General features: G+C 64.8%; 18 protein-coding genes. 11 read left to right on the top strand and 7 right to left on the bottom strand.

Features of this window, described 5'->3' with window-relative positions:
* The first annotated feature begins 200 nt into the window (after positions 1–200).
* Positions 201–482 (top strand): DUF3509 domain-containing protein, encoded by a 282-nt coding sequence (locus EGJ22_RS04185; RefSeq protein ID WP_009683450.1) that lies wholly within the window; start codon positions 201–203, stop codon positions 480–482.
* A 351-nt stretch (positions 483–833) separates the two neighbouring features.
* On the opposite strand, the gene EGJ22_RS04175 is transcribed toward EGJ22_RS04185, so the two are convergent.
* Positions 834–1709 (bottom strand): TIGR02285 family protein, encoded by an 876-nt coding sequence (locus EGJ22_RS04175; protein WP_047150235.1) that lies wholly within the window; start codon positions 1707–1709, stop codon positions 834–836.
* Positions 1710–1729: 20 nt separating this feature from the next.
* On the bottom strand, positions 1730–2929 hold the full coding sequence (locus EGJ22_RS04170) for a CaiB/BaiF CoA-transferase family protein (protein WP_009683452.1): 1200 nt from the start codon (positions 2927–2929) through the stop codon (positions 1730–1732).
* A gap of 131 nt (positions 2930–3060) precedes the next feature.
* Between EGJ22_RS04170 and EGJ22_RS04165 the strand changes: the two genes are divergently transcribed.
* From EGJ22_RS04165 to EGJ22_RS04155, 3 genes are all read left to right on the top strand, one after another.
* Complete coding sequence (locus tag EGJ22_RS04165; protein ID WP_009683453.1) at positions 3061–3603, top strand: YaeQ family protein; 543 nt, start codon at positions 3061–3063, stop codon at positions 3601–3603.
* A gap of 8 nt (positions 3604–3611) precedes the next feature.
* Positions 3612–5321 carry a single-stranded-DNA-specific exonuclease RecJ gene (recJ, locus tag EGJ22_RS04160; protein ID WP_029886738.1) on the top strand — a complete coding sequence of 570 codons (1710 nt, stop codon included), beginning with the start codon at positions 3612–3614 and terminating at the stop codon, positions 5319–5321.
* A gap of 319 nt (positions 5322–5640) precedes the next feature.
* Positions 5641–6747, top strand: coding sequence for an NADH:flavin oxidoreductase/NADH oxidase (locus tag EGJ22_RS04155; RefSeq protein ID WP_125920140.1), 1107 nt, complete (start codon positions 5641–5643; stop codon positions 6745–6747).
* 338 nt (positions 6748–7085) lie between these two features.
* On the opposite strand, the gene EGJ22_RS04145 is transcribed toward EGJ22_RS04155, so the two are convergent.
* The 5 genes from EGJ22_RS04145 to ydcS form a co-directional block, all read right to left on the bottom strand.
* Entirely contained in the window at positions 7086–8510 is a 1425-nt protein-coding gene (locus EGJ22_RS04145; RefSeq protein WP_125920139.1) for a gamma-aminobutyraldehyde dehydrogenase, read from the bottom strand.
* A gap of 17 nt (positions 8511–8527) precedes the next feature.
* Positions 8528–9334 carry an ABC transporter permease gene (locus tag EGJ22_RS04140; RefSeq protein ID WP_009683459.1) on the bottom strand — a complete coding sequence of 269 codons (807 nt, stop codon included), beginning with the start codon at positions 9332–9334 and terminating at the stop codon, positions 8528–8530.
* Positions 9324–10235, bottom strand: coding sequence for an ABC transporter permease (locus tag EGJ22_RS04135; protein WP_009683460.1), 912 nt, complete (start codon positions 10233–10235; stop codon positions 9324–9326). Before EGJ22_RS04135 ends, EGJ22_RS04140 begins: the two co-directional genes overlap by 11 nt.
* Positions 10232–11269: an ABC transporter ATP-binding protein gene (locus tag EGJ22_RS04130; protein WP_009683461.1), complete on the bottom strand. Its 1038-nt coding sequence runs from the start codon at positions 11267–11269 to the stop codon at positions 10232–10234. The genes EGJ22_RS04135 and EGJ22_RS04130 overlap by 4 nt, the downstream gene beginning before the upstream one ends.
* A gap of 102 nt (positions 11270–11371) precedes the next feature.
* Complete coding sequence (gene ydcS / locus EGJ22_RS04125; RefSeq protein ID WP_009683462.1) at positions 11372–12523, bottom strand: putative ABC transporter substrate-binding protein YdcS; 1152 nt, start codon at positions 12521–12523, stop codon at positions 11372–11374.
* A gap of 157 nt (positions 12524–12680) precedes the next feature.
* Between ydcS and EGJ22_RS04120 the strand changes: the two genes are divergently transcribed.
* The 7 genes from EGJ22_RS04120 (at position 12681) to EGJ22_RS04090 (ending at position 21040) form a co-directional block, all read left to right on the top strand.
* A complete protein-coding gene (locus EGJ22_RS04120) occupies positions 12681–13364 on the top strand; it encodes a tellurite resistance TerB family protein (protein ID WP_054890355.1) in 684 nt (227 codons plus the stop codon).
* 271 nt (positions 13365–13635) lie between these two features.
* Positions 13636–15258 (top strand): methyl-accepting chemotaxis protein, encoded by a 1623-nt coding sequence (locus EGJ22_RS04115; protein WP_009683464.1) that lies wholly within the window; start codon positions 13636–13638, stop codon positions 15256–15258.
* Between the two features lie 5 nt (positions 15259–15263).
* The gene (locus EGJ22_RS04110; RefSeq protein WP_009683465.1) at positions 15264–15770 is read left to right on the top strand and encodes a chemotaxis protein CheW; all 507 of its coding nucleotides are present in this window, start codon (positions 15264–15266) and stop codon (positions 15768–15770) included.
* Positions 15767–17047 carry a protein-glutamate O-methyltransferase CheR gene (locus EGJ22_RS04105; protein WP_125920138.1) on the top strand — a complete coding sequence of 427 codons (1281 nt, stop codon included), beginning with the start codon at positions 15767–15769 and terminating at the stop codon, positions 17045–17047. Before EGJ22_RS04110 ends, EGJ22_RS04105 begins: the two co-directional genes overlap by 4 nt.
* On the top strand, positions 17044–17709 hold the full coding sequence (locus EGJ22_RS04100) for a chemotaxis protein CheW (RefSeq protein ID WP_047150028.1): 666 nt from the start codon (positions 17044–17046) through the stop codon (positions 17707–17709). Before EGJ22_RS04105 ends, EGJ22_RS04100 begins: the two co-directional genes overlap by 4 nt.
* Positions 17706–20030 (top strand): hybrid sensor histidine kinase/response regulator, encoded by a 2325-nt coding sequence (locus EGJ22_RS04095; protein WP_125920137.1) that lies wholly within the window; start codon positions 17706–17708, stop codon positions 20028–20030. Before EGJ22_RS04100 ends, EGJ22_RS04095 begins: the two co-directional genes overlap by 4 nt.
* Complete coding sequence (locus EGJ22_RS04090; protein WP_125920136.1) at positions 20027–21040, top strand: chemotaxis response regulator protein-glutamate methylesterase; 1014 nt, start codon at positions 20027–20029, stop codon at positions 21038–21040. Before EGJ22_RS04095 ends, EGJ22_RS04090 begins: the two co-directional genes overlap by 4 nt.
* Positions 21041–21061: the final 21 nt, after the last annotated feature.

Raw genomic sequence — 21061 nt, 5'->3', positions numbered from 1 at the left:
GGTCCCGCCCCCCCTCTCGGCCCTCCTGTGCTTGTGGCTGCCCCCGGCCGGCGCCGGCGGGGTGCTTTGGGCGGCGGGCGCCGCGCCCCCCCCCTGCAGACGCTGCAGGCGCGGCATCGACAACGGCCATAGCAAGGCGAACTTTCCGCTGTGCCCGCGGGTCAGTTGCTCTATATCCCACCATGCAGCGAGTGAACCGGATGGAAAGAATCTGCAGCCTGCTCAACGATGCACTGAGCCCTTATCAGACCCACCTCGGCGTTGCCGATGCCAACGGTAATCGCCAGCTCACGGTTCAAGGCGGCCTCACGGGGGTGACCTTGCAGCGCACTGTCAGTGAGCGCCAGTTACAGGAACACCGCCTGTTGATCGACCTGGTGGATGGTTTGCACCGTGACCTGCAGATAGCCGAGGGGCGGCTGCAGCCTTGCGTGATCGCTGCGCTGCAACAACGCCAGCAACCGCAGGGAACCTTTGCCTAAAGGATTCATCTGACACAGTAGCGGCAGCCAGCCAGCGCTTTGCTCCGGCGCTGGCAAAACTGCCACGGGAAGTCCTCAAGGGCTTTCGCTTGACCCCGGGCGTCCTTCCCCAGCGCCCGGGGTTTCTTTTTTCTGGGTTCTCTACCGGCCCTGTCGCGCCGCTGACTCAATTCGTAAGTGCGACGCGGCCTGTGTGGGAGCGGGCGTGCCCGCGAACACCGGCGTAGCCGGTGCCAGCCACCGCGCTGGATTTTTCGCGGGCATGCCCGCTCCCACACAGTCCCCGCTAAATCAATAAGTTATGCATTTTTCTCTGGGAGCTGGCTCGCCGGCGATAGCCGGTGTAGGCGTTTAATGGGCTTCGAAGAAACGCTGGCTTTCTTCCAGGTAGTTTCTGCGCGAGACCGGATCCAGCCAGTGGGCATACAGCCCAGGCAGCACGTCCCGTCGCAACGCAGGCAGCAACTGGTCGATATGCGCCACTGCAGCGCGCCCCAGTTCGCTGTCCGAGCACCCCACGTGCAGAAACTGGTAGCGCTCCACCCCCTGCACTGGATAAAACTGATAATCGGCCAGCGCGGCGCCTTGCTGCTGGATCAGGTAACGCACCTCAGGCCAGTAGCCGAGCACCAGGCGCAGGCGCCCCAACTGCTGCATCTGCAGCAGGTTGGCGGTGGCTTCGTTACCGTAATGGCGGCTGAGCACAGTGTCTGGCAGCTGGCGCAAAATGCTGTCGATCTGCAGGCCATAACTGCGTTCGGCAACCACCCCGAGTTTCAGTGCGGTTTTGCTCAGCAGGCCGTGCAGGTCTACCTGCTGGCCCTGCAGATAGGGGGCCACCAGTGCCTGGCTTTCCTTGCGGCCCACCAGGCCGCCACTGAGCACGCCCAGGTAGGGCAGGGAGAACTGCACATATTCCTCACGTTGGGGTGTCCACAGCAGCGTCGGGTCGCAGGTGAAGGTGTTGCGGTCCTGCAGCATCTGGATTCCGCGGGCACGGTTGACGCGCTGGATGGTGTGGTCGTATTCGGGCATCTGCGCAATCAACAGGGGCAGCAGTTGGTCGATTACCCCTCGGCCTTGCTCCGGGCCGTCGAAAATGGTGAATGGCGGCAGGTCACGCACCAGCCAGAACAGGCGTTCCTTGGCACTGGCAGGGTGCAGCAGCAATGCGGCCATCAGCCCGCAAAGCAGGACCAGCGGGCGTAGGCGGCGGGCGGCGCGCATGCGGCCGGGCTGCGCCTGGTTCAGACCGTGCCTGCGGCGCGCAGGCTGGCGATCGCCGCCGCGTCATAGCCAAGGCTGGCCAGCAGTGCCTCGGTGTGCTCGCCAAGGGCCGGGCCCACCCATTCGCTGGAACCTGGGGTTTCCGACAGCTTGGGCACGATGCCAGGCATCTTGAATGGCTTGCCGTCGGGCAGCTTGGCCTGCAGGAACATTTCCCGAGCCAGGTACTGCGGGTCGCTGAACATGTCCTCGGCGGAGTAGATCCGGCTGGCCGGGACCTCGGCGGCGGTCAGCACCTGCATCAGCGTTTCCAGTGGCAGGCTGTTGGCCCAGCGGTCGATCACCCCGTACAGCTCATCCCGGCGAAGGTCGCGGCCATCGTTGCTGGCCAAGCTTGGGTCGTCAGCCAGGTCGGCACGCCCGATGGCCTGCATGAAGCGCTTGAAGATTGCATCGCCGTTGGCGCCGATCTGTACATGCTTGCCGTCGGCGCTGGTGTGGATGGAGGAGGGGGTAATGCCGGGCATGATGTTGCCGGTGCGTTCACGGATAAAACCGAATACATCGAATTCCGGGACCATGCTTTCCATCATGGCGAAGATGGCTTCGTACAGCGCTACGTCCACCACCTGGCCCTGGCCGCCGTTGACCTCCCGGTGGCGCAGCGCCATCAGCGCACCGATAACGCCCCACAAGGCGGCGATCGAGTCGCCGATCGAAATGCCGGTGCGCACCGGTGGCCGGTCGTCGAAGCCGGTGATGTAGCGCAGGCCGCCCATCGACTCGCCTACGGCACCAAAACCTGGTTGGTCCTTCATTGGCCCGGTCTGGCCAAAGCCCGACAGGCGCACCATGACCAGCCCAGGGTTGAGCGCATGCAGCACATCCCAGCCCAGGCCAAGCTTTTCGAGCACGCCCGGGCGGAAGTTCTCGATCAGGATGTCGGCGTCGGCCAGCAGCCTTTGCAATACCTCGCGGCCTTCGGGGTGCTTCAGGTTGAGGGTCAGCGACTGCTTGTTGCGCGCCTGCACGAACCACCACAGGGAGGTGCCTTCGTACAGCTTGCGCCACTTGCGCAGCGGGTCGCCGCCATCGGGCGACTCGACCTTGACCACCTCGGCACCGAATTCGGCGCAGATGCGCGAGGCGAATGGCCCGGCGATCAGTGTGCCGAGTTCGACAACTTTGAGGCCGGCGAGGGGTTTGCTGGGCGTCGACATGGGGCATCCGTGGCAGTTGGGCAGAGCGGTGGTTTTATCACACGGCGGTTGCGCGGGGTACTGCTGCGGCGCATGGCGAGTGCGGATGGGTTAGACTGTGCGACTTTTCTTTTGCACGAAGCCCGTCGACCATGGCCCAGCCGTCCACCACCTACAAGTTCGAACTGAATCTCACCGATCTTGACCGTAACGTCTACCAAAGCGTCAAGCAGACCATCGCGCGCCACCCTTCGGAAACCGAAGAGCGCATGGCGGTGCGGTTGTTGGCCTACGCGCTCTGGTACAACGAGAACCTGTCGTTCGGCCGTGGCCTGTCGGATGTAGATGAGCCGGCACTGTGGGAAAAGAGCCTGGACGACCGCGTGCTGCACTGGATCGAAGTGGGCCAACCCGATGCCGAGCGCCTGACCTGGTGCTCGCGGCGCACCGAACGCACCAGCCTGCTGGCCTATGGCAGCCTGCGCGTGTGGGAAGGCAAGGTGGTCAGCGCGGTCAAGAACCTCAAGAACCTGAACATCGCCGCAGTGCCGCAGGAGGTGCTGGAAACCCTGGCCGCCGACATGCCGCGCGCCATCAAGTGGGATGTGATGATCAGCGAAGGTACGGTCTTCGTTACCGACGACCGTGGCCAGCACGAAGTGCAACTGCAGTGGCTACTGGGTGAGCGTGGCTGAAGCAACCCATGCGTATCGAACCTCGCCCCCTGCCTGCGACCCTGCCTTTTCTGGGTAACCTGCCACCCTTGCTCACCCGTTTGTATGCCGCACGCGGCGTGCAAAGCGAGGCCGAACTGGACAAAAGCCTTGCGCGGCTGCTGCCGTATCAGCAGCTCAAGGGCATCGAGGCCGGCGTCGACCTGCTGGTCGCTGCCATAGACCAGCGCCAGCGCATTCTCATTGTCGGCGACTTCGACGCCGACGGTGCCACCGCAAGTACGGTTGGGGTGCTGGGCTTGCGTTTGTTGGGGGCAGCCCATGTCGATTACCTGGTGCCCAACCGTTTTGAATACGGTTACGGCCTGACGCCTGAAATCGTCGAAGTTGCCCTGCAGCGCCAGCCGCAGTTGCTGATTACCGTGGACAACGGCATTTCCAGCGTCGACGGGGTGGCCGCTGCCAAGGCCGCTGGGCTGAAAGTGCTGGTGACCGACCATCACTTGCCAGGCGAACAACTGCCCGATGCCGACGCCATCATCAACCCCAACCAGCCGGGTTGCAGCTTCCCGAGCAAGGCGCTGGCCGGGGTCGGAGTCATCTTCTATGTGCTGATGGCCCTGCGCGCGCGGTTGCGCAGCCTGGGCCGCTACGCGACACAACCCCAGCCGAACATTGGTGAACTGCTCGACCTGGTCGCCCTGGGCAGCGTGGCCGATGTGGTGCCGCTGGATGCCAACAACCGCATCCTGGTGCACCAGGGCCTGGAGCGCATCCGTGCCGGCCGTGCCCGCCCGGGCTTGAAGGCCATTCTTGAGGTGGCCCGCCGCGATCACCGGCGCATCACCTCCACCGACCTGGGTTTCATTCTTGGCCCACGCCTGAATGCAGCCGGGCGCCTGGACGACATGAGCCTGGGCATCGAATGCCTGCTGTGCGAAGACCCGGCGCTGGCCCAGGACATGGCGCAGCAGCTGGATGACCTGAACCAGGACCGCAAGTCCATCGAGCAAGGCATGCAGCGCGAGGCGCTGGCCCAGCTCAAGGACCTGCCGGTCGAGTCGATGCCTTACGGCTTGTGCCTGTTCGATGCCGACTGGCACCAGGGCGTGATCGGTATTCTGGCGTCGCGGCTGAAGGAGCGTTACCACCGGCCGACCATTGCCTTCGCCGATGCAGGCGCTGGCATGCTGAAGGGCTCGGCGCGTTCTGTGCCAGGGTTCCATATTCGCGATGCGCTGGATGCCGTGGCGGCGCGCCACCCGCAATTGATCAGCAAGTTCGGCGGCCACGCCATGGCCGCTGGCTTGTCGTTGCCAGAGGCAAATTTCCCGGCCTTTGCCGAGGCCTTCGACGAAGAGGTACGGCGGCAGCTGCGTGAAGACGACCTGACCGGGCGCCTGCTGTCCGACGGCAGCCTGGCGGTGGAAGAATTCCACCTCGATCTGGCCAAGGCGCTACGCAATGCCGGGCCATGGGGCCAGCATTTCCCTGAGCCGCTGTTTCATGGCGTGTTCCAGTTGGTGGAGCAGCGCGTGGTGGGCGAACGGCACTTGAAAGTGGTGCTGAAGAGCGAGTGTGGCTCGGTGCGGCTGGATGGCATTGCCTTCGGCATCGACCGCGACGTATGGCCGAACCCGACGGTGCGCTGGGTCGAGTTGGCGTACAAGCTGGATGTGAACGAGTTTCGGGGCAATGAAAGTGTGCAGTTGATGATTGCCCACATGGAGCCGCGTTGACTGCAACCCTGTAGGAGCGGCCTTGTGTCGCGATGGGCTGCAAAGCAGCCCCAGGTTGTCAGCACATATGCACAAGTCCAGGCTTTCAGCACAGCTGCACAAATTGCCGGCGCTGCCTTGCAGCCCATCGCGACACAAGGCCGCTCCTACAAGGCCCAAGCGGCCGGCCACAGGCGTCTGTAAACAACTTGCCCAAAATCCCATGGAACCTTCCCCCCAGGCATTCTGGTCTAGTCTGAAGTATGACCGGACCCAGGCCAGGGACGTGCTATTGAGTGTCCGGGCCGGATCACCATTGGAGTTCTTGGGAGGTGCCCTCATGAGCCTGCTGCTCGAGCCTTACACCCTGCGTCAACTGACGTTGCCCAACCGCATCGCCGTTTCGCCGATGTGCCAGTATTCTGCAGCCGATGGCCTGGCCAACGACTGGCACCTCGTTCACCTGGGCAGCCGCGCAGTGGGTGGCGCGGGCCTGGTGATCACCGAGGCCGTGGCGGTTACCGCCGATGGCCGCATCACCGCCGAAGACCTTGGGTTGTGGGAGGACGCACAGATCGCCCCGCTGCAACGCATCACCCGCTTCATCACCGCCCAGGGCGCCGTGCCCGGCATCCAGCTGGCGCACGCCGGGCGCAAGGCCAGTACCTACCGCCCCTGGCTGGGCAAGCACGGTAGCGTCAAACCCGAGGAGGGTGGCTGGCAGCCGGTGGGGCCCTCGAAGATTGCCTTCGACCCGCAACATACAATGCCACGCGAGCTGACCTTGGGCGATATCCAGGAGGTGGTCGGTGCCTTCGTTGCCTCGGCCGAGCGCGCGTTGCAGGCCGGCTTCAAAGTGCTCGAGGTTCACGCCGCCCATGGCTACCTGCTGCACCAGTTCCTGTCACCGCTGAGCAACCAGCGGCGTGACGAATACGGCAGTTGCTTCGAAAACCGCATCCGCCTGACCCTGCAGGTGGTGGAAGCGGTGCGCAAGGTATGGCCTGCCGAATTGCCCCTGTTCGTGCGGGTATCGGCAACCGATTGGGTAGAAGACGGCTGGAACCCGGATGAAACCGTCGAACTGGCCCGGCGCCTGCGTAACCTGGGCGTCGATTTGATCGACGTGTCCTCTGGCGGCACTTCGGTCAACGCCGAAATACCCACCGGCCCCGGCTACCAGACCCGTTTCGCCGAGCGCGTGCGCAACGAGTCAGAAATTGCCACCGGCACCGTGGGCATGATCACCGAACCTGCGCAGGCCGAGCATATCCTGCGTACCGGCCAGGCCGACCTCATCTTCCTTGCCCGCGAACTGCTGCGCGACCCTTACTGGCCGCTGCATGCCGACGACGACCTGGGCGGTAACAAGGCCACCTGGCCGGCGCAGTACCAGCGCGCTACCAGCCGGGCCAACCCGATTCATGAGTCGGATCTGCGCGACTGATTCTGAAGGCGCGGCCTTGTGTGGCCACAGGGCCTCAGTCTAACCACGAAAAATACCTGGGGCACTGCGCGCCCCATCGCGACACAAGGCCGCTTGTGTCTTGAGAGAGGATTAGAACCTGGAGCACGAGTAGGAGCAGAAGCTGTCATTCACCGTTCCACTTGTGGGAGCGGGCGTGCCCGCGAACACCGGCGCAGCCGGTGCCAGACACCGCGTCGCCTGCTTCGCGAGCAAGCCCGCTCCCACAATGAATCGCGCAGGCTTTTCACATTTTGGGAAAGACAGTTGCACCTACCTTGAACGCGGTTGAGCGGACCCAGCGTGACCGAGCATGATAATCAATGCTTGATCATCACATGCCGCACACAGGTGTAGTCCTCCAGCCCATACATCGACATGTCCTTGCCATACCCCGAGTGTTTCTGCCCGCCATGGGGCATTTCACTGACCAGCATGAAATGGGTGTTCACCCAGGTGCAGCCATATTGCAGGCGTGCGGCCAGGCGGTGGGCGCGGCCGGTGTCGCGGGTCCAGACCGAGGAGGCCAGGCCATAGTTGGAGTCGTTGGCCCATTCCAGCGCCTGCGCTTCGTCGCTGAAACGGGTTACCGACACCACCGGGCCGAACACTTCGTTGCGCACGATCTCATCATCCTGCAGGGCGTCGGCCAGCACCGTCGGCTCGAAAAAGTACCCATCGCCCTCGATTGCCTTGCCACCGGTCACCAGGCGAATGTGCGGCTGGGCGACGGCACGCTGTACCAGGCCGGCGACCTTGTCGCGGTGCTGGGCGCTGATCAGCGGCCCCAGCTCGGTGCCCTCGGCCTCCTGCAGGCCGGGCTTGATGCTGGCTACCGCTTCCCCCAGGCGCTCGACGAAGCGCTCATAGATACCGGCCTGCACATACAGGCGGCAAGCCGCCGTGCAGTCCTGGCCGGCGTTGTAGAAACCGAAGGTGCGAATACCCTCGATCGCGGCATCGATGTCGGCATCATCGAATACCAGGACTGGCGCCTTGCCGCCCAGCTCCATGTGCATGCGCTTCACGCTGTCGGCGGTGGCGCTGATGATATGGGCGCCGGTGGGGATCGAGCCTGTCAGCGACACCATGCGGACCTTGGGGTGCGTAACCAGTGGGTTGCCGACCGTCTGGCCACGGCCAAACAAAATGTTGAGCACCCCGGCCGGCAGCAGGTCCTTGGCCAGTTCCCCCAGGCGCAAGGCGGTCAACGGGGTCAGCTCGGAGGGTTTGATCACCACCGTGTTGCCGGCCGCCAGGGCCGGGGCGATCTTCCAGGCCAGCATCATCAGCGGGTAGTTCCACGGTGCAATCGAGGCCACCACGCCCAAGGGGTCGCGACGGATCATCGACGTGTGACCCGGCAGGTATTCACCTGCCGCCGAGCCGCCCAGGCAGCGCGCCGCACCGGCGAAAAAACGAAACACGTCGGCAATCGCCGGAATTTCGTCGTTGCGCGCGGCACTCAAGGGTTTGCCGCAGTTCTGCGATTCCAGCCGAGCCAGTTCATCGCCATGCGCCTCAATGGCGTCTGCCAGGTTCAACAACGCCTGGGCGCGGTCCTTGGGGCTGGTTTGCGACCAGCTGTCGAACGCATGGTCAGCGGCACGCACGGCGCTGTCCACCTGGGCTTCGCTGGCTTCGTTGAGCTGCGCCAGGGCGGTGCCCAGCGCCGGGTCGAGCACGGTCCAGGTCGGGCCTTGGCCGGCGACCAGTTGGCCATTGATCAGCATCTGCGTTTGCATCGGGTACTCCTCCAGGGTCATTTGCCACTGCCCGCAACGCTGTCGCCGCCACGGGTCAGGTAATAGGCGCCAAGGATCGGCAGCATGGTCACCAACATCACCAGCATGGCTACCACATTGGTCACCGGCACGTCGCGCGGCCGGCTGAGCTGGTTGAGCAGCCAGATCGGCAGGGTGCGTTCGTGGCCGGCGGTGAAGGTCGTGACAATGATCTCATCGAACGACAGGGCAAAGGCCAGCATACCGCCGGCCAGCAGTGCCGAGCCGAGGTTGGGCAGGATGATGTAGCGAAAGGTCTGCCAGCCATCGGCACCCAGGTCCATGGAGGCCTCGATCAGGCTGTGCGAGGTGCGCCGCAGGCGGGCGATCACATTGTTGTAGACGATCACCACGCAGAATGTGGCATGGCCGACCACGATGGTGAACACCCCGGGCTCCACGCCCAAGGTCTTGAACGCCGAGAGCAGGGCGATGCCGGTGATGATGCCGGGCAGGGCGATGGGCAGGATCAGCATCAGCGATATGGCCTCTTTGCCGAAAAAGCTGCGCCGGTACAGTGCGGCCGATGCCAGTGTGCCGAGCACCAGGGCGATCAGGGTCGCCAGGCAGGCGACCTGCAACGACAGCTTGATCGCGTCCAGCACATCGGTGCGGGCGAAGGCCACGGCAAACCACTTCAGGGTAAACCCCGTGGGCGGGAAACTGAATGCTGCGTCTTCGGTGTTGAAGGCGTACAGGAAGATGATCAGGATCGGGAAATGCAGAAACAACAGCCCGCCCCAGGCCGCCAGGCGCAACCCTACAGAGGCTTGTTCAGAGTGCATCGAAGGCCCCCAGGCGCTTGACGATCGACAGGTACAGCGCAATCAGCACGATCGGCACCAAGGTAAATGCCGCCGCCATCGGCATGTTGCCGATCGCCCCTTGCTGGGCATAGACCATGCTGCCGATGAAGTAGCCGGGTGGGCCCACCAGCTGCGGCACGATGAAGTCGCCGAGGGTAAGCGAGAAGGTGAAGATCGAGCCGGCGGCGATACCGGGAATCGACAGCGGCAGTATCACCTGCATGAAGGTTTGCCCGGGGCGTGCGCCAAGGTCTGCCGAGGCCTGCAACAGCGACGGCGGCAAGCGCTCCAGCGAGGCCTGGATCGGCAGGATCATGAATGGCAGCCAGATGTACACGAACACCATGAAGCGCCCCAGGTGCGAGGTCGACAGCGTGCTGCCGCCCACGCCCGGCACCGTCAGCACGGCTTGCAGCAGGGCGTCCAGGTGCAGCTGGTGGACGAACCACTGGGCCACCCCACCCTTGGCCAGCAGCAGGGTCCAGGCGTAGGTCTTGACGATGTAGCTGGCCCACATGGGCATCATCACGGCGATATAGAAAAATGCCTTGGTCTTGCCGCGTGTGTAGCGCGCCATGTAGTAGGCGATGGGAAACGCCAGTACCGCGCTGGCCAGTGACACCGCCACCGCCATGCCCAGGGTCCGCAGGATGATGTCGAAGTTCGACGGGTTGAACAGCGCGGCGAAGTTGCCCAGGGTCAGGTCCGGGGTGACCGCCATGGTGAAGTCGTCGAAGGTGTAGAAACCCTGCCACAACAGGTTCAGCAACGAGCCCAGGTAGATGGCGCCGAACCAGGTCAGTGGCGGGATCAGCAGTAGGGCCAGGTACAGGTTGGGGCGCCGGTACAACACATCGGCCAGGCCTCGGAGCGCGCTCATGGCAATGGCCCAGCGCTTTCCTGCAGCACGGTCATCGCCTCGCGCGGCCAGTGCGCCTGCACCCGCTGCCCGGGTTGCCAGGCCTGGGGCTGTGCCTGCCAGCGGTCGTTGGCCTGGGTTACCGCCAACAGTTGGCCATTGTCCAGTTGCAACTCGTAACGGGTGGCGCTGCCCTGGTACTGCACATCGCGCAGCAGGCCGCTGACCTGGACCTCGTGGCTGGTGACCACCGGGTCGCCCAGGCGGATGTGCTCAGGGCGGATGGAAAACGGCGCCGGGTGGCCGTTGAGCGCCCTCGCCAATTCGCCACGCACCACGTTGGACGTGCCGACGAATTCAGCGACGAAGGTGGTGGCGGGTTTCATGTAAAGATTGCGCGGGGTGTCGACCTGTTCGATGCGGCCGCGGTTGAACACCGCGACCCGGTCCGACATCGACAGCGCCTCGGTCTGGTCATGGGTGACGAAGATGAAGGTGATGCCTAGCTGGCGTTGCAGCTTCTTCAGCTCGCCCTGCATCTGTTCGCGCAGCTTGAGGTCCAACGCGCCCAGCGGCTCGTCCAGCAGCAGCACACGGGGCCGGTTGACCAGTGCCCGCGCCAGGGCCACACGCTGGCGCTGGCCACCCGAAAGCTGCGCCGGCTTGCGCGCGCCGTAGCCGGCCAGGGCCACCATGGCCAGGGCTTGCTCGGCACGGCTGTGGCGTTCGGCCTTGGCCACGCCTTTCACTTTCAAGCCATAGGCGATGTTGTCGAGCACGTTCATGTGCGGGAACAACGCGTAGTCCTGGAACACGGTATTGACGTCACGCTGGTAGGGCGGCACGCCGGCAGCTTCCAGGCCGTGGATACGGATCGAGCCGCTGCTTGGCTGCTCGAAGCCGGCGATCAGGCGCAGGCAGGTTGTCTTGCCGGAGCCGGACGGGCCGAGCATGGAGAAGAACTCCCCATCGCTGATGTCGATGCTGACCTGGTCTACGGCCTTGACCTCGCCGAAGCTACGGGAAACCTGGGTGAACTGGACGGCTAGGGGCATACGCGGTTCTCTGTTGTACTTGTCTTGCCTGTATCGGCCCTGTCCCCGGCAAGCCGGCCCCACAGGGATCACACCACAGGGCCGGAACAGGCGGAGAAACCCTCAGCGCCCACCCATGATGGCAATGTAGTCTTGAGTCCAGCGGCTGTAGGGCACGAACTTGCCACCCTGGGCCTGCGGGGTTTTCCAGAAGGCGATCTTGTCGAAGTTGTCGAAGCCGTTGGTCTTGCAACCCTCGGCGCCGAGCAACTCGCTGCCACTGCAGGCTGCCGGCACCGCGGGCAACGACCCGAACCAGGCGGCCACGTCACCCTGGACCTTCGGCTGCAGCGACCAGTCCATCCATTGGTAGGCGCAGTTGGGGTGCTTGGCATCGGTGTGCAGCATGGTGGTATCGGCCCAGCCGGTAGCGCCCTCCTTGGGGATGGTCGACGCCACGGGCTGGTGCTCGGCCTTCAGGCCATTGACCATGTAGCCCCACGAACTGGAGGCGACCACGCCTTCGTTTTTCACGTCGCTCATCTGCACTGTGGCGTCGTGCCAGTAGCGATGGATCAGCGGTTGCTGCTGGCGCAGCAGTTCGAGCACCGCCTGGTATTGCGTTTCGGTCAGTTCATACGGGTCCTGGATGCCCAGTTCGGGCTTGGCCGACTTCAGATACAGCGCCGCGTCCGCGATGTAGATCGGCCCGTCATACGCCTGTACGCGGCCTTTGTTCGGCTTGCCATCGGGCAGGTCCTGCGGCACGAACACCACGCCCCAGCTGGTCGGTGCCTGCTTGAACGTGTTGGTGTTGTACAGCAGCACGTTCGGCCCCCATTGGTACGGGGTGCCATAGACCTGTTTGTCGACCACATACCAGCCACCGTTCTGCAGGCGCGGGTCGATGTTTTTCCAGTTGGGGATCAAGGCGGTGTTGATCGGTTGCACCCGTTTGCCGGCGATCAGCCGTAACGAGGCATCGCCCGAGGCGGTAACCAGGTCGTAGCCCCCCTTGGCCATCAGGCTGACCATTTCGTCCGAGGTGGCAGCGGTTTTCACGCTGACCTTGCAGCCGGTTTGCTGTTCGAAGCCGGTCACCCAGTCATACGCCTTGTCGCTTTCACCGCGCTCGATGTAGCCGGGCCAGGCGACGATGTCCAGGCGCCCTTCGCCAGGCCCCAGGGCCTTGGGCGGTTCGGCGGCCAGCAGGCCGGTACTGGCCAGCACGGCACAGGTGGTGGCGCCGAGCAATGCGGTCTTGTGCACGGGCATGGGTGTTCCCTCTTGTTGGAGATTGTGGTCGCGGCAGTGGTCGAGTCTAGTTGGCTTTTTGCCAGTCAATGCAACATCCAGAAGCAAATCCGCGCATGGTCCTTTACCGGGCAGGCCTTAATCTGGCGGACGACTTCCCATGCCTGGAGACTTGCACATGAACACCCGTGGCTTGCTGGACCAACTGCTCAAATCTGGCCAGGAGTTGCTGAACAAATCGTCTGCTTCCGGCAAACCCGGCGCTGGCGCCAGCGGGCTTGGCGGCCTGTTGTCCGGGGCCGGTGGTGGCTTGCTGGGCGGTGGCGCACTGGGCGTGCTGCTGGGCAACAAGAAGGCGCGCAAATATGGGGGCAAGGCCCTGACCTATGGTGGCCTTGCGGCACTCGGGGTGCTGGCCTACAAGGCCTACGGCAACTGGCAGGCGCGCCAGCAGGTGGCTGCCAGCGAGCCGCAGACGGTCGACCGCTTGCCGCCGGCCCAGGTCGAGCAGCACAGCCAGGCGGTGTTGCGGGCGCTGGTGGCTGCGGCCAAGTCCGACGGCCATATCGACGAACGCGAACGGGCGCTGATCGAAGGTGAGTTCACCCGCCTGGACAGCGACCGCGAGTTGCAGCATTGGCTGCACGCCGAACTGAACAAGCCGCTGGACCCGGCTGAAGTCGCCCGCGCCGCACAGACGCCCGAGATGGCTGCCGAGATGTACCTGGCCAGCATGATGATGGTCGACCAGGAAAACTTCATGGAGCGCGCCTACCTCGATGAGCTGGCCCGCCAGTTGCGTCTGGACCCGGGTTTGCGCCAGGAGTTGGAGAGCCAGGTGCGGTTAGCCGCAGGCCAGTAAGCGACGCGGTCCTTGTGGGAGCGGCCTTGTGTCGCGAAAGGGCTGCGCAGCAGCCCCAAAGATTTTAGCTTCGCCGCATGAAATGCCGGGGCCGCTGCGCGGCCCTTTCGCGACACAAGGCCGCTCCCACAAACGAAGCGACTTTTCCATGATGGGCCCCGTCCATTAGCGGGGATGCCAGGTTACCCCACATTTCACCCGCAAAAGCGTAAGGCCTCTAGGCTATACTTCGGCGATTTTCCCGCTCGTTGTGAATTCCTGAGGGCTGAATGTGAAGAACTGGACGTTGCGCCAACGGATCCTGGCAAGTTTCGCCGTGATCATCGCCATCATGCTGCTGATGATCGTGGCCGCCTACTCGCGGTTGGCCGCCATCGAAACCGCCGAAGCCGCCGTAGGTACAGACAGCATTCCCGGGGTCTACTACAGCTCGATGATCCGCAGCGCCTGGGTCGACAGCTACGTCACCAGCCAACAGTTGGTCGGGCTGTCCAACCACCGGGAAATCACCTCGGCCGACATGGAACTGTTCAAGAGTTTCGAAGACCGGCTGAAGCAATTCATGGCCAGTTACCAGAGCACCATCCAGAGCCATGACGACCAGGCCCGCTTCGACAGCTTCGTGCAGCTTGAAGAAAACTACATGAAGATTGTCGGCCAGGTGCTGGATGCCTACCGTCAGCGCAACTACGCCGAAGCCCAGCGCCTGATCAACGACGTACTCACACCCGCCTGGGTCGACGGTCGCAAGCACCTGAACGATGTCATCGAGAACAACCGCGCCTCCGCTGATGCCGCCACCCGCGATATCGTCAGTGCCGTGACCACCGCCAAGGGCAGCATGATCGTCTCGCTGTTGCTGGCCATTGTCGCGGCCGGGGTGTGCGGCCTGTTGCTGATGCGCGCCATCACCGCGCCCATGCAGCGTATCGTCCACGCTCTCGACAAGCTGCGTTCGGGTGACCTGAGCGTGCGCCTGAGCCTGGAACGCAAGGATGAGTTCGGCGCCATCGAGAGCGGCTTCAACGAAATGGCCGAAGCGCTGGCGAACCTGGTGGCCCAGGCCCAGCGCTCGTCGGTGCAGGTCACCACGTCGGTTACCGAGATCGCCGCCACGTCCAAGCAGCAGCAGGCCACTGCCACCGAAACCGCAGCCACCACCACGGAAATCGGCGCCACCTCGCGGGAAATTGCCGCCACTTCGCGTGACCTGGTGCGTACCATGACTGAAGTCACTTCGGCCGCCGACCAGGCCTCCAGCCTGGCCGGCTCCGGCCAGCAGGGCCTGGCCCGCATGGAAGAGACCATGCACCAGGTGATGGGCGCCGCCGACCTGGTCAACGCCAAGCTGGGCATCCTCAACGAAAAAGCCAGCAATATTACCCAGATGGTCGTGACGATCGTCAAGGTGGCCGACCAGACCAACCTGTTGTCGCTCAACGCCGCCATCGAGGCGGAAAAGGCTGGCGAGTATGGCCGTGGCTTTGCCGTGGTCGCCACCGAGGTGCGGCGCCTGGCCGACCAGACCGCGGTGGCCACTTACGATATCGAGCAGATGGTGCGTGAGATCCAGTCGGCGGTGTCGGCCGGGGTCATGGGCATGGACAAGTTTTCCGAAGAAGTGCGCCGGGGCATGTTCGAAGTGCAGCAGGTCGGCGAGCAACTGAGCCAGATCATTCACCAGGTACAGGCCTTGGCACCGCGCGTGCTGATGGTCAACGAAGGCATGCAGGCCCAGGCCACCGGTGCCGAGCAGATCAACCAGGCATTGGCCCAGCTCAGTGATGCCAGCACCCAGACCGTCGAGTCGCTGCGCCAGGCCAGCTTTGCCATCGATGAGCTTAGCCAGGTGGCCGCAGGCTTGCGTGGCGGCGTGTCGCGTTTCAAAGTCTGACCGCGATGACCGACACGCAAGCGCCGGCCGCACAGCCGGGCAACGCCAAGGGGGCGCTGTACCTGCAGTTCCGTATCAGGGAACAACGCTTTGCCCTGAGCGTGCACGAGGTGATCGAAGTGCTGCCACTTCGGCCACTCAAGCCGATTGCCCGGGCGCCAGCCTGGGTGGCGGGTATTCTGGCCCACCGTGGCCTGCTCATACCCGTCATCGACCTGGCCGCGCTCAGCTTCGGCCAGCCGGCGGCGCAGCGCACCAGCACCCGGCTGGTACTGGTGCACTACCGGGCTGGGCTGCAGCTGGGGCTGGTGCTGGAGCAGGCAACCGAGACCCTGCGCTGCCAGCCCGATGAGTTCCAGCCCTACGGTGTAGACACGGGCGAAGCCCCTTACCTGGGGCCGGTGCGTCAGGATGCCCTTGGCATGCTGCAGCGCATCGAAGTCAATGACCTGCTGCCCGACGCCGTGCACGCATTGCTGTACACGCAGGGCCCGACCGGGGGGCCGACATGACCGAACAGTGTTTTTTCCGTTTCTTGCGTGAGCGTATTGGCCTGGATGTGGAGTCTGTCGGCACGCCGATGGTCGAGCGTGCCCTGCGCCAGCGCAGCGTAGCGGTGGGCGCTGCCGATCTGGACGACTACTGGCTGCGCCTGCAGCAGTCCGGTGAAGAGCAGCAGGCACTGATCGAAGCGGTGATCGTGCCAGAGACCTGGTTCTTCCGGTACCCCGAGTCCTTCACCGCGCTGGCGGCCCTGGCGCACAAGCGCCGTGCCGAACTGGACGGCGCGCGGCCGCTGCGGTTGCTCAGCCTGCCGTGCTCGACGGGCGAGGAGCCCTATTCGCTGGCCATGGCCTTGTTTGATGCCGGTATGGCGCCGGGGGCGTTCCTGGTCGATGGCATGGACATCAGCCCCAGCTCGGTGGCCAAGGCCGGGCAGGCCGTGTATGGCCGCAATGCCTTTCGCGGCAGCGAGCTGGGTTTTCGCGAGCGTTACTTCGATGTGGTCGACGAAGGCCACCGCCTGCACGAGCGGGTACGCCAGCAAGTCAGCCTGCAGGTAGGCAATGTGCTCGACCCGCTGCTGGCCAGCCGCGATGGCCTGTATGACTTCGTGTTCTGTCGCAACCTGCTGATCTACTTCGACGTGCCGACCCAGCAACGCGTCTTCGAAGTGCTCAAGCGCCTGCTGCACCCACAGGGGGTGCTGTTCATCGGTCCGGCCGAGGGCAGCCTGTTGGCGCGCCTGGGCATGCGCCCGCTGGGGATCGCCCAGTCGTTTGCCTACGTACGAGACCCAGGCAGCAGCACGCCTGCGCCGGCGGCAGCGGCAGCGGCAGCACCTGCCAGGCGCAGTTGGCCGGGGCCCGGGCCTGCCGGGTATTCGCAGCCGGCCTTGCCGGTGCCGCGGCCGCAGCGTGCGCTGCCGGTGGTGGCCCGGCCAGCGCCGGCCCGCGAGGCTGCGGGTGAGGGCCCCAGCGAACTGCTGGCTGGCATCGCCCGGCTGGCCAATGCCGGCGCCAGCGCACAGGCTCGCCACGAATGCCAGCGCTACCTGGGCCAGTACCCGCCGGCGGCGCAGGTGTATTACTGGCTGGGGCTGCTCAGCGATACCGAGGGCGACGCACAGCAAGCGCTGACCCACTACCGCAAAGCGCTGTATCTGGAGCCACAACACCCCGAGGCGTTGCTGCACCTGGCGGCCCTGCTTGCGGCCCAGGGTGACCTGGCCGGGGCCCGGCGCCTGCAGGAGCGGGCGGCGCGGGCTGGGCGGGAGTCTGAACGGTGAACGGTGAATCCGCGATGCAACTGCTGGCCGATGACGATGCGCTCATCGACGACTGCTGGAACCGCATTGGTGTACATGGCAACAAGCAATGCCCGCTACTGGAGCGGCACGTGCATTGCCGCAACTGCGAAGTCTACGCCGCTGCGGCTACCCGCCTGCTTGACCGCTATGCATTGGCGCAGGAGCACTCGGCGGCCGAGCGTGAGCCGCTGCAAGAGCACACCGGTCGATCCATGTTGCTGTTCCGTCTGGGTGAAGAATGGCTGGCGCTGGCGACCGCCTGCCTGGCCGAAATCGCCCCGTTGCAGGCCGTGCATTCGTTGCCGCACCAGCGCTCGCGGGTGTTGCAGGGGGTCGCCAACGTACGTGGGGCGCTGGTGCCATGCCTGTCATTGGCCGACTTGCTGGGCGTTCAGCTGGGTGCTGCCGAGCAGCGCAGCGGCCGGGCGATGCCACGCATGCTGATCCTGGCCAGCGAGGGCGGCCCGGTGGTGGTGGCGGTCGAGGAAATCGACGGCATCCACCGGCTCGACCCGCTGTTGCTGGGCAGTGGCCAGGACGCCACCCGCTATACCGCGGCGGTGCTGCAATGGCGCGGGCGCAGCGTGCGGGTACTGGACGATCAACACTTACTGGCTGCCGTGCAGCGGAGCTTGTCATGACCCCAGAGCAAATGCGCGACGCCTCGTTGCTCGAGCTGTTCAGCCTGGAGGCCGAAGCGCAGACCCAGGTGCTCAGCGCCGGCCTGATGGCACTCGAGCGCAACCCTACCCAGGCTGACCAGCTCGAGGCGTGCATGCGCGCGGCCCACTCGCTCAAGGGCGCCGCCCGTATCGTTGGCGTGGACGCGGGCGTCAGCGTCGCGCATGTCATGGAGGATTGCCTGGTAGCCGCCCAAGAGGGGCGCCTGAGGTTGAATGCCGAGCATATCGATGCGCTGTTGCAGGGGACCGACTTGCTGATGCGCATTGCCACACCGGGCGACAGCGCAGCGCAGGCGACCCTGCCGGTGTTTCTTGCGCAGATGGCCAGCCTGCTCGACCCAGGCGGCGCCGGCGTGCCGCCGCTGCCCGTGGCGGCAGTGGCCGTATCGCCGTCGTCGCCGTCGGTCAGCCCGCCGCCGGCACCGTTGGTGCTGCCCAGTGAGCTGTCAGATCCCGACGCCGAGCCTGAGCCCGAGCCCGAGCCCGAGCCAGCGCTGCGACGCAAGGTGGGCAAGCGCGTCGGCGATGCAGGCGAACGGGTGTTACGGGTCACTGCCGACCGCCTGAACAGCCTGCTCGACCTGTCCAGCAAGTCGCTGGTGGAGACCCAGCGCCTGAAGCCTTACCTGGCCACCCTGCAGCGCCTCAAACGTATGCACGGCCAAGGGATGCAGGCGCTCGACGGCGTGCGCATGCAGCTGGAAGACAGCGGCCAGAACAGTGAAGTGCTCGAAGCCTTGGCGCAAACCCAGCGCCTGCTGGTCGAGACCCAGCAGATCCTGCAACAGCAGGCCGCCGACCTCGATGAGTTCGGCTGGCAGGCCAGTCAGCGTGCGCAGTTGCTGTACGACACGGCCCTGGCCTGCCGCATGCGGCCATTCGCCGATGTACTGGCCGGGCAGAGTCGCATGGTCCGAGACCTCGGCCGTTCGCTGGGCAAGCCGGTACGGCTGGTGGTGGAGGGCGAAAAAACCCAGGTCGACCGTGATGTGCTGGAAAAGCTTGAAGCGCCATTGACCCACCTGTTGCGCAATGCCGTGGACCACGGCATCGAACTTCCGGAACGGCGCCTGCTGGCGGGCAAGCCAGCGGAAGGGCTGGTGCGCCTGCGTGCCTCGCACCAGGCTGGCATGCTCAGCCTGGAGCTGATCGACGATGGCGCCGGTATCGACCTGGAGCGCCTGCGCGGCAGTATCGTCGAGCGCGCCCTGTCGCCGGCCGACACCGTGGCGCGCATGAGCGAAGCGGAACTGCTGACATTCCTGTTCCTGCCCGGCTTCAGCCTGCGCGACAAGGTGACCGAAGTGTCCGGGCGCGGCGTCGGGCTGGATGCGGTGCAACACATGATTCGCGAACTGCGCGGCTCGATCGAGCTGAGCCAGCAGCCAGGGCAGGGCTGCCGCTTCCATCTGCAGGTGCCGTTGACCCTGTCCGTGGTGCGTAGCCTGGTCGTCGAGGTCGGTGGCGAGGCTTACGCTTTTCCGCTGGCGCATATCGAGCGCACCCTGGACGTCACCGCCGAGCAGATCGTGCAGATCGAAGGCCGCCAGCACTTCTGGCACGAGGGCCGGCACATCGGCCTGGTGGCGGCCAGCCAGTTGCTCAACCGCCCGCTGGGGCAAAGCGACGGCAGCAGCCTGCGGGTCGTGGTGATCCGTGAGCGCGAGCAACTGTACGGTGTGGCCGTGGAGCGCCTGGTAGGCGAACGCGTGCTGGTGGTGATGCCGCTCGACCCACGGCTGGGCAAGGTGCAGGACATTTCTTCGGGTGCCTTGCTCGATGATGGTTCAGTGGTGCTGATCGTCGATGTCGAAGACCTGCTGCGCTCGGTGGATAAACTGCTGAGCACCGGCAGCCTGGAGCGTATCGAACGCGGCAGCGGCGGCACCCGTGGGGTGGCGCACAAACGCATCCTGGTGGTCGACGATTCACTGACCGTGCGCGAGCTGCAGCGCAAGCTGCTCAGCCACCGTGGCTACGACGTGGCGGTAGCGGTAGACGGCATGGACGGCTGGAACGCCTTGCGCAGTGAAGACTTCGATTTGCTGATCACCGATATCGACATGCCACGCATGGACGGTATCGAACTGGTCACCCTGGTGCGGCGCGACCAGCGCCTGCAAGGCTTGCCAGTGATGGTGGTGTCCTACAAAGACCGTGAGGAAGACCGGCGGCGTGGCCTGGATGCTGGGGCCGACTACTATTTGGCAAAGGCCAGTTTCCACGACGACGCGTTGCTGGATGCTGTGGTGGAACTGATCGGAGGGGCTCAGGGATGAAGATCGCCATCGTCAATGACATGCCCATGGCGGTCGAGGCCCTACGCCGTGCAGTCGCCCTTGAGCCCGCGCACGAGCTGGTGTGGGTGGCCAGCAATGGCGCCGAGGCAGTGCAGCGTTGTACCGAGCAGCTTCCGGACCTGATCCTCATGGACCTGATCATGCCGGTGATGGACGGCGTGGAGGCGACCCGGCGGATCATGGCCGAAACCCCATGTGCCATCGTCGTCGTCACGGTCGACCGCAAGCAGAATGTGCACCGGGTGTTCGAAGCCATGGGCCATGGCGCGCTCGATGTGGTGGACACCCCGGCACTGGGCGCGGGTGATCCCCGCGAAGCGGCGGCCCCGCTGCTGCGCAAGATCCTCAATATCGGCTGGCTGATTGGCCAGCAGCGTGCACCGGTTGCGCGCCCGGTTGAGCTGCCGCTGCGCGAAGCTTCACAGCGTCGCGGCCTGGTGGCGATTGGTTCGTCGGCCGGTGGCCCGGCAGCCCTGGAGGTGTTGCTCAAGGGCTTGCCGCCGGCGTTTGCGGCGGCCATCGTGCTGGTCCAGCATGTGGACCAGGTATTTGCCGCAGGCATGGCCGAGTGGCTCGGCACCGCCGCCAACCGGCAGGTGCGGCTGGCCCGTGAAGGCGAGCCGCCGCAGCCGGGCGTGGTGCTGCTGGCCGGCACCAATCACCATATCCGCCTGCTACAGAACGGCCAACTGGCCTACACTGCCGAGCCGGTGAATGAAATCTACCGGCCGTCGATCAATGTGTTTTTCGAGAGCGTGGCCCAACACTGGCACGGCGATGCGGTGGGGGTATTGCTCACCGGCATGGGCCGCGACGGTGCCCAAGGCCTGAAGCTGATGCGTCAGCAGGGTTTCCTGACCATTGCCCAGGACCAGGCCAGCAGCGCGGTGTACGGCATGCCCAAGGCCGCCGCAGCCATTGATGCTGCCGTGGAAATTCGCCCGCTGGACCGCATCGCCGGGCGCTTGACGGAAATTTTTGGAAAATGACGACACGTATTGAATCACGCC

Source organism: Pseudomonas sp. p99-361 (genome assembly GCF_003935475.1).
Classification (GTDB): domain Bacteria; phylum Pseudomonadota; class Gammaproteobacteria; order Pseudomonadales; family Pseudomonadaceae; genus Aquipseudomonas; species Aquipseudomonas juntendi.
The sequence above is the reverse complement of the archived record's forward strand: the minus strand, read 5'-3'. Positions and strand labels throughout refer to the sequence as shown.

What these genes read in the sequence shown, in the direction of transcription:
- EGJ22_RS04185 (WP_009683450.1), top strand. Translation starts at nt 201, where the DNA reads ATGGAAAGAATCTGCAGCCTGCTCAACGATGCACTGAGCCCTTATCAG.
- EGJ22_RS04175 (WP_047150235.1), bottom strand. Translation starts at nt 1,709, where the DNA reads ATGCGCGCCGCCCGCCGCCTACGCCCGCTGGTCCTGCTTTGCGGGCTG.
- EGJ22_RS04170 (WP_009683452.1), bottom strand. Translation starts at nt 2,929, where the DNA reads ATGTCGACGCCCAGCAAACCCCTCGCCGGCCTCAAAGTTGTCGAACTC.
- EGJ22_RS04165 (WP_009683453.1), top strand. Translation starts at nt 3,061, where the DNA reads ATGGCCCAGCCGTCCACCACCTACAAGTTCGAACTGAATCTCACCGAT.
- recJ (WP_029886738.1), top strand. Translation starts at nt 3,612, where the DNA reads ATGCGTATCGAACCTCGCCCCCTGCCTGCGACCCTGCCTTTTCTGGGT.
- EGJ22_RS04155 (WP_125920140.1), top strand. Translation starts at nt 5,641, where the DNA reads ATGAGCCTGCTGCTCGAGCCTTACACCCTGCGTCAACTGACGTTGCCC.
- EGJ22_RS04145 (WP_125920139.1), bottom strand. Translation starts at nt 8,510, where the DNA reads ATGCAAACGCAGATGCTGATCAATGGCCAACTGGTCGCCGGCCAAGGC.
- EGJ22_RS04140 (WP_009683459.1), bottom strand. Translation starts at nt 9,334, where the DNA reads ATGCACTCTGAACAAGCCTCTGTAGGGTTGCGCCTGGCGGCCTGGGGC.
- EGJ22_RS04135 (WP_009683460.1), bottom strand. Translation starts at nt 10,235, where the DNA reads ATGAGCGCGCTCCGAGGCCTGGCCGATGTGTTGTACCGGCGCCCCAAC.
- EGJ22_RS04130 (WP_009683461.1), bottom strand. Translation starts at nt 11,269, where the DNA reads ATGCCCCTAGCCGTCCAGTTCACCCAGGTTTCCCGTAGCTTCGGCGAG.
- ydcS (WP_009683462.1), bottom strand. Translation starts at nt 12,523, where the DNA reads ATGCCCGTGCACAAGACCGCATTGCTCGGCGCCACCACCTGTGCCGTG.
- EGJ22_RS04120 (WP_054890355.1), top strand. Translation starts at nt 12,681, where the DNA reads ATGAACACCCGTGGCTTGCTGGACCAACTGCTCAAATCTGGCCAGGAG.
- EGJ22_RS04110 (WP_009683465.1), top strand. Translation starts at nt 15,264, where the DNA reads ATGACCGACACGCAAGCGCCGGCCGCACAGCCGGGCAACGCCAAGGGG.
- EGJ22_RS04105 (WP_125920138.1), top strand. Translation starts at nt 15,767, where the DNA reads ATGACCGAACAGTGTTTTTTCCGTTTCTTGCGTGAGCGTATTGGCCTG.
- EGJ22_RS04095 (WP_125920137.1), top strand. Translation starts at nt 17,706, where the DNA reads ATGACCCCAGAGCAAATGCGCGACGCCTCGTTGCTCGAGCTGTTCAGC.
- EGJ22_RS04090 (WP_125920136.1), top strand. Translation starts at nt 20,027, where the DNA reads ATGAAGATCGCCATCGTCAATGACATGCCCATGGCGGTCGAGGCCCTA.